This is a genomic window from Microbacterium invictum (assembly GCF_034421375.1).
GTDB classification, from domain to species: Bacteria; Actinomycetota; Actinomycetes; order Actinomycetales; family Microbacteriaceae; genus Microbacterium; species Microbacterium invictum_A.
The window spans coordinates 2,744,057-2,757,746 of the sequence record NZ_CP139779.1; the positions used below are offsets into that span (position 1 = coordinate 2,744,057).

General features: G+C 70.3%; 13 protein-coding genes. 5 read left to right on the plus strand and 8 right to left on the minus strand.

The window, feature by feature from the left end; translation table 11 throughout:
- Positions 1 to 15: 15 nt before the first annotated feature.
- The 3 genes from T9R20_RS13190 to T9R20_RS13200 are packed head-to-tail and all read right to left on the minus strand — an operon-like array spanning position 16 to position 2,515.
- Entirely contained in the window at positions 16 to 795 is a 780-nt protein-coding gene (locus T9R20_RS13190; RefSeq protein WP_322409765.1) for an MBL fold metallo-hydrolase, read from the minus strand.
- Between the two features lie 25 nt (positions 796 to 820).
- Entirely contained in the window at positions 821 to 1,654 is an 834-nt protein-coding gene (locus T9R20_RS13195; RefSeq protein WP_322409766.1) for an alpha/beta hydrolase, read from the minus strand.
- 36 nt (positions 1,655 to 1,690) lie between these two features.
- Positions 1,691 to 2,515 carry an alpha/beta hydrolase gene (locus tag T9R20_RS13200; RefSeq protein ID WP_322409767.1) on the minus strand — a complete coding sequence of 275 codons (825 nt, stop codon included), beginning with the start codon at positions 2,513 to 2,515 and terminating at the stop codon, positions 1,691 to 1,693.
- A gap of 163 nt (positions 2,516 to 2,678) precedes the next feature.
- Here T9R20_RS13200 and T9R20_RS13205 point away from each other — a divergent pair, with 163 nt between their 5' ends.
- The 4 genes from T9R20_RS13205 (at position 2,679) to T9R20_RS13220 (ending at position 8,299) form a co-directional block, all read left to right on the plus strand.
- Positions 2,679 to 5,384, plus strand: a complete 2,706-nt coding sequence (locus T9R20_RS13205) for an AAA family ATPase (protein WP_322412182.1) — start codon at positions 2,679 to 2,681, stop codon at positions 5,382 to 5,384.
- A 167-nt stretch (positions 5,385 to 5,551) separates the two neighbouring features.
- Complete coding sequence (locus T9R20_RS13210; RefSeq protein WP_322409768.1) at positions 5,552 to 6,118, plus strand: DUF2510 domain-containing protein; 567 nt, start codon at positions 5,552 to 5,554, stop codon at positions 6,116 to 6,118.
- Between the two features lie 46 nt (positions 6,119 to 6,164).
- Positions 6,165 to 6,824 (plus strand): dihydrofolate reductase family protein, encoded by a 660-nt coding sequence (locus tag T9R20_RS13215; protein ID WP_322409769.1) that lies wholly within the window; start codon positions 6,165 to 6,167, stop codon positions 6,822 to 6,824.
- Between the two features lie 86 nt (positions 6,825 to 6,910).
- Positions 6,911 to 8,299 (plus strand): HNH endonuclease, encoded by a 1,389-nt coding sequence (locus T9R20_RS13220; protein ID WP_322409770.1) that lies wholly within the window; start codon positions 6,911 to 6,913, stop codon positions 8,297 to 8,299.
- Between the two features lie 108 nt (positions 8,300 to 8,407).
- Here T9R20_RS13220 and T9R20_RS13225 read toward each other — a convergent pair whose 3' ends face one another.
- Positions 8,408 to 8,944 (minus strand): putative immunity protein, encoded by a 537-nt coding sequence (locus tag T9R20_RS13225; RefSeq protein ID WP_322409771.1) that lies wholly within the window; start codon positions 8,942 to 8,944, stop codon positions 8,408 to 8,410.
- 3 nt (positions 8,945 to 8,947) lie between these two features.
- Positions 8,948 to 9,394 (minus strand): DUF6194 family protein, encoded by a 447-nt coding sequence (locus T9R20_RS13230; RefSeq protein WP_322409772.1) that lies wholly within the window; start codon positions 9,392 to 9,394, stop codon positions 8,948 to 8,950.
- 80 nt (positions 9,395 to 9,474) lie between these two features.
- Here T9R20_RS13230 and T9R20_RS13235 point away from each other — a divergent pair, with 80 nt between their 5' ends.
- Positions 9,475 to 10,185: a MerR family transcriptional regulator gene (locus T9R20_RS13235; protein WP_322409773.1), complete on the plus strand. Its 711-nt coding sequence runs from the start codon at positions 9,475 to 9,477 to the stop codon at positions 10,183 to 10,185.
- Here T9R20_RS13235 and T9R20_RS13240 read toward each other — a convergent pair.
- From T9R20_RS13240 to T9R20_RS13250, 3 genes are read right to left on the minus strand one after another with little or no spacing between them, the layout of a single operon-like run.
- Positions 10,182 to 10,589, minus strand: coding sequence for a hypothetical protein (locus T9R20_RS13240; protein WP_322409774.1), 408 nt, complete (start codon positions 10,587 to 10,589; stop codon positions 10,182 to 10,184). The genes T9R20_RS13235 and T9R20_RS13240 overlap by 4 nt on opposite strands.
- Positions 10,590 to 10,636: 47 nt before the next feature.
- Positions 10,637 to 12,652 carry an iron ABC transporter permease gene (locus T9R20_RS13245; protein ID WP_322409775.1) on the minus strand — a complete coding sequence of 672 codons (2,016 nt, stop codon included), beginning with the start codon at positions 12,650 to 12,652 and terminating at the stop codon, positions 10,637 to 10,639.
- Positions 12,649 to 13,686, minus strand: a complete 1,038-nt coding sequence (locus T9R20_RS13250) for an iron-siderophore ABC transporter substrate-binding protein (protein WP_322409776.1) — start codon at positions 13,684 to 13,686, stop codon at positions 12,649 to 12,651. Before T9R20_RS13250 ends, T9R20_RS13245 begins: the two co-directional genes overlap by 4 nt.
- Positions 13,687 to 13,690: the final 4 nt, after the last annotated feature.

Below are 13,690 nucleotides of genomic sequence, written 5' to 3' on the forward strand. Positions count from 1 at the left end.
CGACGCCGGCGCTCCTCAGAGCTCTACCGCCACCCCGTCGGGCAGCCATCGCACCCGTTCACGCACGCCGGGCGGGGCGGTGTCGAGCGCCCGGCGTAGGCCATCCTCCCCGTCGCGGAAGTGCGACCACCCGTCGTAGTGCGCCGGCACCGCGACCATCGGCTGCAGCGCCTCGATGAAGCGCACGACATCGCGCCCCGTCATCGTGTAGCGGAGCGGCCCCGTGGCCGGAAACCCCACGCCGCCCGCGTTGACGATCGCGACGTCCACCGCGATGCCGCGTGCGACGCGCAGAAGCTTGCGGGTGAGCACCGTGTCGCCGGTGATCCACAGATCCGGATGCGGGCGGTGCCGGCGGCGCAGGGTGAAGCCGATCACGTCACCGACGATCGCCCGGCTGAGAGGCGGCCCGTGCCGGCCGGGCGTCGCCAGAACGCGGATCGGCTCCTTCCCCTCCCCCTCCAGCAGGATCGATTCGTCGACCATCAGGCCCCGGACCGACGCCATCCCCAGCCGTCGTGCTCCGCTCTTCGTCGTCACGACGTACGTGGCGCCCGGGAGGAGCGCACGTCCCGCGTCATCCAGATTGTCGGCGTGATGATCATGGCTGAGGAGGATCGCATCGATCGGCCCGACATCCGGCGCCGGTACGAAGGGCCCTTTCGTCTTCGTGCTCGAGGTCCCGAGCGCGAACGCGTAACGACGACCGGGTGGATCGAACGTCGGGTCGATGAGGATCCGCCACCCGGCGAGCTCGACGAGGATGGTCGGCCCGCCGATCCGCGTGAGGCGCATCGCGATTCCTCCCTGCCCGATGGGCTCAGGCTTCCGACCGCGCCGACACCGGCTGAGCGTGCTGCAGCGCCCAGTCGAGCGCGTAGTCCGCAACGGCCTCCCACCCGGGTTCCCCGCAGGTCCAGTGGCCGCGGCCTTCGAACTCGTGGTACTCGGTGAGCGCCGGTGACTTCTCCCAGTGCTTGGCGTTGGACTTGTTCACCGACGGCGGCATGATGTGGTCGACGCTCCCGCCGATGAAGAGCAGCGGCGCGCGGTCGACCGAGTAATCGACCCACGTCTCCTGGTGCCCCGGCTGGAAGTTCGCGAGCAGCCCGTAGGCCCACACCCAGTTGCCCGGTGCGGGAATCGCGTAGCGCTCCCACGCGGCATCCGATTCCTCGCGGCTGAGGGCATTCGCGAACGCGTAGTGCCACTCCTCCCTGGTGAACCCGACCGCGCGGTGGAAGTTCGCGGGGTTCTTCAGCGCCGGGAAGAGCGACCGCGCCTGCGAGAGCGGGGTGACCCGCACGCCCTCGGTCGGCGCAGAGTCGATCGCCACCCCAGCGGCACCCAGTCCCCGCGCGAGAAGCATCTGCGTGAGCAGCCCGCCGAACGAGTGCCCCATGATGATCGGCGGGCTGGGGAGCGCTTCGATGACGCCGGCGAGGTGCGCCACGGTCTCGGGCACGGTGAGGTTCGCGATGACGTCGGTGTTCTCGCGCAGGGCCTCGACCTCGATCTCGAACCCCGGGTAGGCGGGGGTAACGACGGTGAAGCCCTTCGCTTCGTAGTGGGCCTTCCACTCCTCCCAGCTGCGCGGGGTGACCCAGAGGCCGTGGACGAGGACGATCGTGTCGGGTGCGGCGTCAGTACTCATGAGGGGGTCCTTTCGGATCGGTGGAGCACGGATGACTCAGGATTGGAGGAAACGGAGGATGTCGCCGTGCAGGCGATCGCGCTCGGTGTCGGGAAGGCCGTGGGCCCCGCCCTCGTAGACGAGCAGTTCGGCGTCGCGGATGCCCGCGGCCGACAGGCGTCCGCTGATCTCGAACGGCACGATCTGGTCGTCGTCGCCGTGGATCACGAGCGTGGGCACGTCGATCTTCTCGAGGTCGGGTCGGAAGTCGGTGGCCGAGAACGCGGCGATGCACTCGTAGGCGTTGCGGGTGCCCGACGCCAGGCCCTGGAGCCAGAAGGCGTCGCGCGTGCCCTGCGGCACGTCGCCGGTGCGGTTGTTGCCGAAGAAGGGCCCGTTGGCGAGGTCGCGATACAGCTGCGACCGATTGGATGCTTCGCCCGCACGGATTCCGTCGAACACGGCGATCGGCAACCCGCCCGGGTTGTCGTCGGTCTGCACCATCATCGGCGGCACCGCCGAGACCAGCACGAGCTTCGCGACCCGTCCGGACCCGTGGCGTGCGACGTAGTGGAGGACCTCGCCGCCCCCGGTCGAGTGGCCGACGAGGGTGAGGCTGTGCAGGTCGAGGTGGTCGATGAGGCACGCGAGGTCGTCGGCGTAGGTGTCCATCTCGTTGCCGTTCCACGTCTGACTGGACTTGCCGTGCCCTCGCCGGTCGTGGGCGATCGCACGGTACCCGTGCTGCGCGAGGAAGAGCGCGGTCGCCTCCCACGCGTCGGAGTTGAGCGGCCAGCCGTGACTGAGCAGGACGGGTGGGCCGCCGCCCTCCCAGTCTTTGTAGAACAGCTGCGTTCCGTCATCGGTGGTCACGTAGGGCATGGGGTCCTCCATCTGCTCGAGGCCAGCGTGGCCCGGGGCGGTGAGGCGCGAACCACGTGAAGCGCGTAGTCCTTCGTGACGATCGCGGAGTCGTCGCGAAGGACGCTTCCCTGCGACTCGGACCGGCCGCTACTCTGACCGCATCGACGCGGAACGATCTCTGCTGGGGCGCGCGGAGGAGTCGGAACGACTCCGCACGCTGCTCTCCGGTGTCCGCAACGAGGCGGGTGGCGCGCTGTTCATCACCGGGGAGCCCGGCATCGGAAAGACCTCGCTTGTCGACGCCGCGCTGCACGAGCACACGCAGTCTCTCCGGGTGCTGAGCATTCAGGGTGTGGAGGTCGAGGCCGGCATCGCCTTCGGTGCCCTGCAGCGGCTGGGTGGTCCGCTGGTCGCGTTCGTCGACGACATCCCCGAGACCCAGCGCGCGGCCTTGCGCATCGCCGCGGGTCTCGACGAGGGTCCGCCCCCGCAGCCGCCACTCGTGGGCCTCGGCTTCCTCTCGCTTCTGGCCCGCGCGGGCGCCGATCGCCCGACCCTCTGCGTCGTCGATGACGCCCACCACCTCGACGCCGAGTCGCTCCTCGTCCTCGGGTTCGTCGCCCGTCGGATCTCCGCCGAGCGGGTCGGACTGGTCGTCGCAGCCCGCGCCGACGAGAGTGTCGAAGGCGCGCTCGCGGGCGTGCCGCGCATCGAGCTCGGCGGACTCGACACCGAGGCGGGCTCCGCACTCCTCCGCCGGGGTGTGGAGGGGGAGCTCGACCCCACCGTCGCGGCCGACTACGTCCACGTCACCGCCGGCAACCCGCTCGCCCTACGCGAGTTGGCAACCGAACTGTCGGCGGCGCAACTCACGGCGACGGCGATCGCGCACTCCCCCGTTCCCATCGGCGGCCGACTGGAGATGATCTACACAGAAAGGATGTCGGAACTCCCCGCACACAGCAGAGACTGGTTGCTCGTCGCGGCTGCAGAGTCGTCCGGTGACCCGGCCGCTGTCGAAGCGGCGGCCGCGGTGCTCGGAATCCCCGCTGACGCGTCGGACGCAGCCGAGGGCATCGACTTCGTCTCCGTTCGCGACACGGTGCGGTTCCGCCATCCCCTCATCCGATCCGCCGTCTACGGCGCCGCGACCGATGCAGCCCGGCGGCGCGTACACCGCGCGCTCGCTGAGGATGCTCGCGATCGCGGGCAGCTCGACGTCGCGGCCCACCACGCGGCTGCCGCCGTGCACGGACCTGACGCCGAGGTCGCCGCCGAGCTGGTGGCCGCCGCCGACGCTGCCGGCGCCCGAGGCGGAATGCTGTCCCGCGCGCACCTGCTCGCGCGGGCAGCGGAGCTGAGTCCGGATGCCGCCGAGGCGAGCGAACGCTCGGTCGCCGCCGCCGAGGCGGCGCTCAGCGCCGGCGCCGCACGACTTGCGTTGCACCTACTGCCGAAGGGCGATGATCACGAGCTCGACGATGTCGCGCGAGCGCGGAAGCTTATCGTCGAGGCGATGTCGGGGATGTTCCTCTCCGAGCCGGAAGGCCTGCGCGCCGGAATGGCGAAGCTTCTGGCCGCGGCCGACCTCGCTGGCGAAACGGCGCCGCAGCTGCGCCGCCAGGCGCTCCTGCTCGCCCTCAACTCCGCAACGGTGACCGAGGGGCGGGCGGTCGGTGCGACCGTCCGCGAGGTGGGCGAGCGGATGCGCGCGGCGTCGGGCGGCGACGACGTCACCGCGGTCGTGATGCGGGCGGCGAGTGCGTTCATCCTCGACGACTACGTCACAGCGGCCCCTGCGCTCCGCCGCGCAGTCGAGTCGCTTCAGGAGGAAACGGGCGCGGGCCTGACGTCGCTGGCGTTCTTCGTGACCGTGCCGTGCGTCGCGCTGTGGGATTGGGATGCTGCGGCAGAACTCCTGCGGCGCTCGGCTGACATCGGGCGGACCATCGGAGCCCTCCGTGAGGTCGATGCGTGCCTCTGGACCCTGAGCGCCGTAGAACTCAGCCGCGTCAATCCGCAGGCGGCGTCGGACTATCTGGAGCAGTCCGCGGAGCTTCGTCGCGCGCTCGGCGTGGGCGACGAGCAGGCGGTGAATGCGGCGATGCTCGCGTGGCAGGGAACGCCGTCCGTCGTCGTGGAGCAGATCAACCACGCGATCCATGAGGCGGGGTGGGGCGGAATCTCTCGGATGGGCGCTGCGGCCATCGCGATCAACGAGCTGGCGACCGGTGCCTACGAGTCGGCGTTCGAGCGGCTGACGCCGCTGGTGCGCCATCCGTTCCTGCAGTCGAGTCATCATCACTACCCGGAGTACGTCGAAGCCGCCGTCCGAAGCGGCAACCGCGCCGCGGCGCAATGGGCGCTCGAGCGCATCGAGGCGTATGCCGAAGCCAGCGGCTCAGCCGTCGCGCGAGCCCTGTTCCTTCGATCGCTCGCACTGTTGTCCGATGACGCGGACGCCGAACATTCATTCACTGAGGCGATCGGGATGTTCCCGCCGTCGCATCGGGGCGACGCCGCTCGGACGCGCCTGCTCTACGGGGAGTGGCTCCGTCGCGTGCGGCGGCGTTCCGACGCGCGAGCCCAGCTCGAGCAGGCGCTGCGCGACTTCGAGGCGGTCGGCGCGACGACCTTCGCCGAGCGAGCCCGGCGGGAGCTCCTCGCTGCGGGCGGCTCGGCGCCGACGGGCTCTGCACGGGTGGATCCGCTGAGCAGCCAGGAGCGTCAGGTGGCCCTGCTCGCCGCGCGCGGCGCGACGAACGCCGAGATCGCCGCGGCGATGTTCATCAGCCCCAACACGGTCGACTACCACCTGCGCAAGGTCTTCAGAAAGCTGGAGATCAGTTCGCGCCGCCAACTCGCCGACCGGTTCGCCGGGGAATGACGACGACCGCCGTCTCGATCGACGAGCTCAGCGCGCTGCGGGCGGCCGCTCCCCCGTTCCGCGCTCCATGATCCAGGTCGGCAGCTCGATCTGACGGCTGAACCCCGCACGGCAGGGGTTACTCTGGGCGGGCGCGCCACCGGCGCCGCCGAGCGAAGGACCCGACGATGAATCCTCCCCCCGCGCCACCGGCCGGCTGGTACGACGTTCCCGCGGGGGGCAAACGTTTCTGGGACGGGAAGAGCTGGTCGGCCGATGTCGTTGCCGCCCCCAGTGCGACGGCCGAGTACGACGCGCTCGATCCGTACCTCCCGGCGCCGCTCGCGACGGCCACGGTGGCGACCGTCCCGATGACTCCCCTCGTCGCGTCGCCACCCGCCGGGTGGTACCCGAGCCCGACGGGAGCGCTGCAGTGGTGGGACGGCAGGCAGTGGGGTCCGTTCGCCCCGCCTGCCGCGCAGGGCGGCGCACCCGCGAAGGATGTGGGAATCGCCTACCTCCTTCTGCTCCTGCTCGGAGGCGTGGCCGCGCATCGCTTCTACCTCGGCCTCATCCCGTCGGCGATCGTCTTCACCGTCCTGTGGTGGGGCGGATGGCTGCTGTCGATCCTGCTGATCGGCGTCCCGATGGTCATCGCAGCCGCGATCTGGTGGGTGGTGGACCTCTTCCTCCTCCCCACCCTGGTGCGCCGGGCGAACGCGGTGCGGTCGATGGGGCCGGGGCTGCGCGCCTGAGCGGGGTCGGGATAAGGGGGTGCACGCACGGCGTCGCGTGGCCCTTGTGACCGCGACGACATTGCGAGGTGGCATTCGATCGCGGCTGAACGGCGGTGGAACCGCTCAGAGCACGGCTCTCGACGCCGATGTTCACGCCGTATACATTGGGGCTGTGCCCCGCGTCATCCTCTACGCATCGATATCGCTCGACGGGTTCGCCGCCGGTCCCGACGGAGATGTGTCGGTGTTGCACGGGTGGGCGTTCGGAGATTCGTCGATGCAGATGCACCCGCAGGTGACGAGCGAGTTCTTCGCGGCAGGCGCGGTCATCTTCGGCGCCAGGACGCTCCGTGCCGGTGATGCCGCATGGGGCGACGATGCGATCTTCTCGATGCCCGTCTTCATCCCCACGCATGAGCACCGTGACCCGGTGACGAGAAACGGGGCACTCTTCACGTTCGCCCCATCGGCCGCCCAAGCCCTGCACCTGGCACGGGACGCAGCCGGCGAACGGAATGTCTACATCATGGGGAGCCCCACCGTCGCACGGCAGCTCTTCGAGACCCGTGCAATCGATGAGATGGAGCTCGCCATCACGGGGGTGGTGCTCGGCGCCGGAATCAGGCTCTTCGATGAGCTCGCTGACACACCGATCCGGATGACGCCGACGCGCGTCATCCCGTCTCGAGGGATCACCCACATCAGGTACCGGGTGGAGCGGTGACGGGCCGATGACGGCGCGCACTCGCGGAGGCATCGGCTCCCCGCAGTTCGAAACGCGATGTCGGAGGGTAGTGCCATGATTCATACATGCGTTCGAACCCGCGGCTCACTCTCCTCCGTGACGAGGACCGGTCTGAGCTGACGGGGATCCTCGGTGAGGTCGAGGCGGCGCAGATGGCTCTGGCTCAGGCGGAGGCTGCGTATTCGCGGGCTCTCTCGGCGGCGGGGGTGTTCGCGGCACGGTTGGCGGAGGGGTCGTCGGCGGTGGTGCGGGACCGGGACATGGCACTGCGGGGTGTGGCGGCCGAGATCGCCGCGGCGGTCAGGTTGTCGGACCGGTCGGTGCAGCGCCAGATCGATTCTGCGTTCGCATTGGTGACCGAGTATCCCGCGACGCTGCACTGCCTCGAGAAGGGGCTGATCACGCGGGCGCACGTGGCGGTGGTGGAGGATGTCGGGCGGCGCCTGCCGGTGGAGGTGCGGGGGGAGTTCGATCAGCTGGCCGCGGAGATCTGCCTGGACGAGACCCCTGGTCGTGCGAGGGCGGATTTGGAGGTCATCGCGGAGCGGATGCACCCTCGGTCGCTGACCGAGCGGCACACGGAGGCGTTCGGGCAGCGGAGGATCGTGCGGTACTCGATCGGGGAGGGGATGTCGGAGTTGCGGGCGGTGCACTCCACGGTGCTGATCGAGGGGATCTTCCAGCGCCTCACCGACGAAGCCACCGAGGTCATTACCGCGCGGGAACCGCAGCCAGGCGATGACTCGGCGGATACCCGGTCGATCGATGAGGTGCGCGCGGACGTGTTCGCGGACATGCTCCTCACCGCCACCCCGACCCTGGACTCCACCGGTCACGGTGACCGGCCGGGCGGGTTGGGGGCGATCCGGGCGAAGGTGCAGGTCGTGATCCCGGTCATGGCGCTCATGGGGCACAGTGACGTCCCGTGTGACCTGGCCGGGGTGGGACCGATCGACGCCGGGACGGCGCGGTTGTTGGCGGGGAACAGTGACGGGGTGTGGGAGCGGCTCCTGGTTCATCCGATCACGGGGTTGATCATGGCGGTGGATCAGTACCGGCCGACCGGGGCGATGGTCCGGTTCCTCAAGGGCCGGGATAAACACTGCCGGTGGCCGGGATGCCGGATGCCCGCCCGAAAATGCGAGCTCGACCACAATCACGACGCCGCCCTCGGGGGCAGAACCGAGATCTGCAACCTCTGCTGCCTGTGCCAACGGCATCACAGCATGAAACAGTTCACCGCCTGGAAAGTGACACAACTCCACGGCGGGATCATCGAATGGACCTCCCCCACCGGAAGGGTCTACACCGACAACCCACCCGGCCACGGCGTCCACTTCCATCCCGAAGAAGACCTCCCCGACGACGTCTGGGTGAAATGGACCACCCCCGGCACCGAGTTCCGGATCCTTGACGAACCCGCCGACGACCCCCACGCACCCGCACCCTTCTGACGGCGACGCGCTCGCGCCTCTCGTTCGCACGTCATGCGGCCGTCTCCCGCGTTGGTCACGTGGCCGGGCCATCGCAGGCTTCGCCGCTCCTCGGCACGGTGTCCTGGATCACCGCGCACTCAGTGCAGCCTGGATCTGCCGGATGTGCGCTGCGAGATCACCGCGGGCAAGCAGGCCACTGCCGAGCGGTCCTGCCGCGTCGGCGCCGAGCGGAGACAATCGACGAAGAGCCGCTCGCGCGTCGGCTGCGACGGCGGCGAGCTGCCAGCCGATCTCCTCGGCAGCGGCATCCGGACGATCTGCCGCCGCCAGTTGCACTGCCCGCGCGGCGTAGGCCGCCGCGCCGAGCGCGTGCGCGCCCATGTGCGCCACTCCGGCCGCCTGCCCAGCCGCGCGGGCTGCCGCGACCCCAGCCGGATCGGCGAGTCCGCCCGCGGCACGCCCCGCTTCGAAGCGGCGCCGGATCTCGCCCGCCGCATCCAGCTCGCCGCGCGCGAAAGCACGGGTCCGCGCGATCGCACCGCGGGGCCGCGGATCATCCGGCGCTACACGCTCGAACAGCGGCAGCACGCGCTCGGCGCAATCCGCCGCCCACGCTGCGACCAGGCGGCGGTCGGTCTCACTCAGAGTCTGCGGCGAGGGCACGCCTCAGCTCTCGGACACGCGACGGTTCGCGCGGGCCCGCGCGGCAGCATGCGCGTCACGAAGCAGAGCGATCACCCGGTCGGAGGTCACCGGACCCGGGTTGACGACAGACACCCAGCCCGCGTCGCCGTAGAGCGGGTGCGGTACGAAGGCATCCTTCGTCATGGGCTGCGCGCCGGCATCCGTCAGCATCCCCACCTGATCACGACCGACGTGGATGTTCACGCGGAAGCGATCGGGCTCGTCGAGCCGAGACGCCATATCGTCGGGGTAGTTCTTCGTCACGATGGTCGCGTACGGCTGCGTGCGCTCGGGCATCACGCCATCTGGTGCGTAGTAGAGGAACGCATCGCCCCAGGCGAGCTCGGGCATTCCGCTCCCCTCGTCGGGGATGACCACGAGTACGCCGTCGAAGGCTCGGACGGCGTCGAGGATCTCCTGAATCTCCATCTCTCCATCGTGGACCTCATGTGCTTATGTGGACTTCGGGTCAGGAAGGGCCGGGAACTGGCGTGCTAAACCCTCAAGAGGTGTCACTGACGACTGCGGCTACCGGCCGACAGGTGGGCTACTCCACGCAGCAGGTTCGAGACCTGGAGCGGTTGGGGGTCATCCCCGCTGCTGAGCGTGCCAAGAATGGATACCGACGCTACAGACCCCACCATGTCGTTGCGCTCCGCGCCTATCGCGCGCTGGCCGCCGCGATCGGACCCGTCCCTGCGCGCCGGCTGCAGCCCATGCTGATCCACGACCCGATCGGAACCGCCGCCGAACGCATCGACGACCTCCACGTCGACCTCGCGCGATCACGCGGACATCTCAGAGAGGCCCTCCGGGGCCTGGACGCCGTGCTCGCAGACCCCGCTGCGGTGTTCGACGAGCGCGATGTGATGACGATCGGCGAACTGGCCGACGCGCTCGGTGTCCGCACCTCCGCGCTCCGCCACTGGGAAGACGAAGGCCTGATCGCCCCCGACCGCAGCGCGAGATCGGGCGCACGTCGATACGGGGCGCGAGCCGTCAGCGAGGCGCGGATCGTCGCGGCGCTGCGAAGCGGCGGGTACCCCCTGCCGCCCATCGCGCTGGTGCTCGGGCAGCTCCGTAAGGACGGGATGACCGATGACACCCGTGCTCTGCTGGAGGAGCGACTGGCCGATCTCACCCGCCGGAGCGTGGCGCTGCTGGAAGCCGCGGGGTACCTACACGAGCTGCTGCGCGATCGAGCGGCGCGGCAGCCCTAGTCGTCGGCGGCGGGGTCGGTCCGCGCGAGCAGCCGGCGCACCACGCCTCGCGCGAGCATCAGGGTGATGATCAACACCGTCACCGGGAAGAAGCCGCCGAGGCGCACGGACGCACCGAAGACCAAATCGACCAGCCACAGCACGACGAACTTGCTGCCGGGCATCAACAGCACGAGCGTGACGACACTGACGGTGCGGGTTTGCCATGTCTGCGCGCCGCGGATGCGGACCATGACCCGCTTCTTGGCCCACAGGACGACCTCGAGCACCAGCTTCAGAAGAATCGCCGTCAGCACCGCCAACAGGAAGGTCTCGGAGATGACGGCCGGGAACAGCTGGATGAACGTCCCGAGCACCACGAGATAGACCAGGACGTCCACCAGATCGATCGGACGGATCCGCACGACGTGAGTGTATCGACGCGCTTTCCCTGCCGGAACGGGACCACCCCTCAGGCGTCGCGCGACCGCCACAGCAGCCAGACGAAGTACGGCGCCCCGATGAGCGCGACCACCAGCCCCGCCGGGAGCTGCGCCGGAGCGATGACCGTTCGTCCGAGGGTGTCGGCGACGCCGACCAGCACGGCGCCGAGCAGCACCGCGACCGGGATCGACCGCCCGTGCTTCGCGCCCACGAGCGCCCTCGCCGCGTGCGGCGCGACGAGCCCGACGAACCCGATGACGCCGACCGCCACGACACCGAGCGCGGCGAGCACCGCCGCGGTCACGAGCAGCGAGAGGCGCGTGCGCTCGAGACGGATGCCGACGAGCTTCGGGGTGTCTTCGTCCATGGCGAGGATGTCGAGGTCGCGGCGCCGCACGAGCGCGAAGGGCAGCGCGATCGTCAGCACGATCGCGAGCGGAATCACCTGCTCCCAGATCCGCCCGTACGTGGTGCCCGACAGCCACGTGAAGATGCGCGGGGTGTCCCACGGGTTCGCGCGCAGCAACACGAAGGTGGTGAGGGCCACCGCGCCGTAGGAGACCCCGATGCCGATGAGGATGAACCGGTCGGCGCTCAGCCCTCCCCGCCAGGCCAGGGCATAGACCAGCCCGAACGCCAGCAGTCCCCCGATGACGGCGGCCACCAGCATCCCGAAATTGCTCGCCGTGGCGCCGGTCACGACCAGCACAGCACCGAGCCCAGCACCCCCGGTGATCCCGAGGAGGCCCGGTTCGGCAAGCGGGTTGCGACTGACCGCCTGCGTGATGCTCCCCGAGAGCGCGAGCGCCGCGCCCGCGACGACGGCGGCGACGATCCGCGGAGCCCGCTCGTCCAGCGCGAAGGCGACGAGCGGCGGCGCGGAATCGGTGAGCCACAGCATGATGTCGCCGGTGAGGAGGCGCGTGCTGCCGAGCAGCATCCCGGCGAGCACCACCCCGCCGAGGACGAGCGCCGACACCGCGACGACGAGGACGAACCGGCGCTGCGTGCGCACGCCGATCCGCATCGTCGGGGGCCGCCGGGTGGGGCCGGCGTCGCGGAGGCGCCGCGCCATCAGCACGAGCACGAGAGCCCCGAACAACGTCGTGGCGACACCGGTCGGCACGGCGATCGCGCCCTCGGCTCCGATGAGGGCGCGCAGCAGCGCGTCGGCGACGATGACGACGATCGCGCCGATCAGGCCCGAGAGGGGAATCAGCAGCAGATGCCGCCCGAGCGCCGGCACCACCCGGACGAGCAGCCTCGCGAGCACGGGGGCGCAGAGGCCGACGAATCCGATCGGCCCGGCGAGGGTCACCGCGGTCGCGGTAAGGAGAACGGAGAGGAGGATGCCGGCGACCCGCGTCGATCGGATCGGCACCCCGAGCGACGAGGCGATGTCATCGCCCAGGGCGAGCACGTCAAGGCGGCGCGCGAGCACGAGGGCCAGGACGACCGCCGTGACGACGACGGGCACTGCGCGGAGGAACGCCTCGAGACCGAGCTGTGAGAGGCTGCCGCTCCCCCAGGCGAAGAGGCCCTTGGTCTCTTCGGAGAACAGCACGAGCAGGGCCGACGTGCCGGCCTGGAAGGCCAGCGCGAGCGCGGAGCCAGCGAGCACGAGCCGGGTGGTCGAGGTGCCCGCTCCCCCGGCGAGGCCGAGGACGATCGCGGCGGCGGTAAGGCCGCCGAGGAACGCCACGGCCCCCGAGGCCCAGATCGGCACCACGAATCCGAAGGCCGCGACGGCGGTGACGGCGAGGTAGGACCCCGCGGTCACGCCGAGGGTATCGGGCGAAGCGAGGGCGTTGCGCGAGAGCGACTGCATGAGGAGCCCCGCGACCCCCAGCGCAACGCCGACGGCGACGCCGGCCGCGAGGCGCGGAATGCGCGACCCCCACAGCACGTCTGGATCGGCGAAGATCGCCCCGCTCGTCCCCTGGGTGAGGTGCCAGCCCGCCGAGAAGACGAGCAGCACGAAGAGCGCCGCGAGCACGCCGAGCGCCACCCCTGTCGAGGAGCGCTCGGCGATGCGCGTGCTCACGGGGTGATGGCGGCGACGTACGCGTCGATGATCTGCTCTGCCGAGCGGGGTCCGCCGAAGGTCCAGATGCCGGCAGGGAACGCGGTGATGCGCCCCTCGGCGACGGCCGGGATCGACGCCCACGCCGGGTTCGACTCGGCGGCGTCGATGAAGCTCTCGTAATCGGGGTCTTCGGTGCCGGTGTAGAAGAAGTTCGCGTCTCCGACCGTGGTCATGCCCTCGATGTCGGTCTGGCCGAGGCCGTAGGCGGGATCCACCTCACCGGTCCAGGCGTTGGTGAGGCCCAGCTCCTCGCCGAGCTCGCCGACGAGCGAGCCCTGCCCGAATGGACGGATCGACACGTTGCCGCCGTCGACGTACCCGTCGAAGTAGACGAAGTCGGTGACCCCGGGCGTCGTGCCCTCGATCTCGGACTTCGCGTCGGCGAGGTGCTGCGCGAACTCGTCGGTGACGACCTCGGCGCGCTCCTCACGGCCGGTCGCCTGGGCGATGAGGTCGAAGGTGTCGAGCATCTGCGCGATGGGATCTTCGGCGTTCGCGCCGACGGTGGCGAGCACGGGCACGCCGTACTCCTCGAGCTGGCCGATGATCGCGTCGTCGCGGGTGTACGCCTCGACGATCACGAGGTCGGGCTCGGTCGCGAAGAGTGCGTCGAGGTTCGGCTCCTGGCGGGTGCCGACGCTCTCGACAGTTTCGGGCAGCTCTTCGGCGGAGTTCCAGGTGCGGTATCCGTCGGCGTCGGCGACCGCGACCGGGGTGAGGCAGAGGCTCAGCACGTCTTCGATCTGCTGCCACTCCAGCACCGCGACACGCTCGGCGGGCTGGTCGAGGGTGACGGTGCGGCCGAAGGCGTCGGTCAGTTCGACCGGGCCGGTCGAGGTCGTCGTGGTGTCGTCGGCGCAGCCCTCGCTCGTCGAGGTCGAAGGCGCGGCGCTCCCCTCAGCGGCCGGGGTGGTCTGCGTGGTGCCGCATCCGGTGAGGGCGAGGGCGAGGGCTGCCGCTCCGGCAAGGGCGGCGAGGGGCTTCTTGGTCATGACG

Bases quoted from the DNA above. Each gene is read 5' to 3' on its own strand.
- T9R20_RS13190 (WP_322409765.1), bottom strand. From the start codon at position 795: ATGCGCCTCACGCGGATCGGCGGGCCGACCATCCTCGTCGAGCTCGCC.
- T9R20_RS13195 (WP_322409766.1), bottom strand. From the start codon at position 1,654: ATGAGTACTGACGCCGCACCCGACACGATCGTCCTCGTCCACGGCCTC.
- T9R20_RS13200 (WP_322409767.1), bottom strand. From the start codon at position 2,515: ATGCCCTACGTGACCACCGATGACGGAACGCAGCTGTTCTACAAAGAC.
- T9R20_RS13210 (WP_322409768.1), top strand. From the start codon at position 5,552: ATGAATCCTCCCCCCGCGCCACCGGCCGGCTGGTACGACGTTCCCGCG.
- T9R20_RS13220 (WP_322409770.1), top strand. From the start codon at position 6,911: ATGCGTTCGAACCCGCGGCTCACTCTCCTCCGTGACGAGGACCGGTCT.
- T9R20_RS13230 (WP_322409772.1), bottom strand. From the start codon at position 9,394: ATGGAGATTCAGGAGATCCTCGACGCCGTCCGAGCCTTCGACGGCGTA.
- T9R20_RS13250 (WP_322409776.1), bottom strand. From the start codon at position 13,686: ATGACCAAGAAGCCCCTCGCCGCCCTTGCCGGAGCGGCAGCCCTCGCC.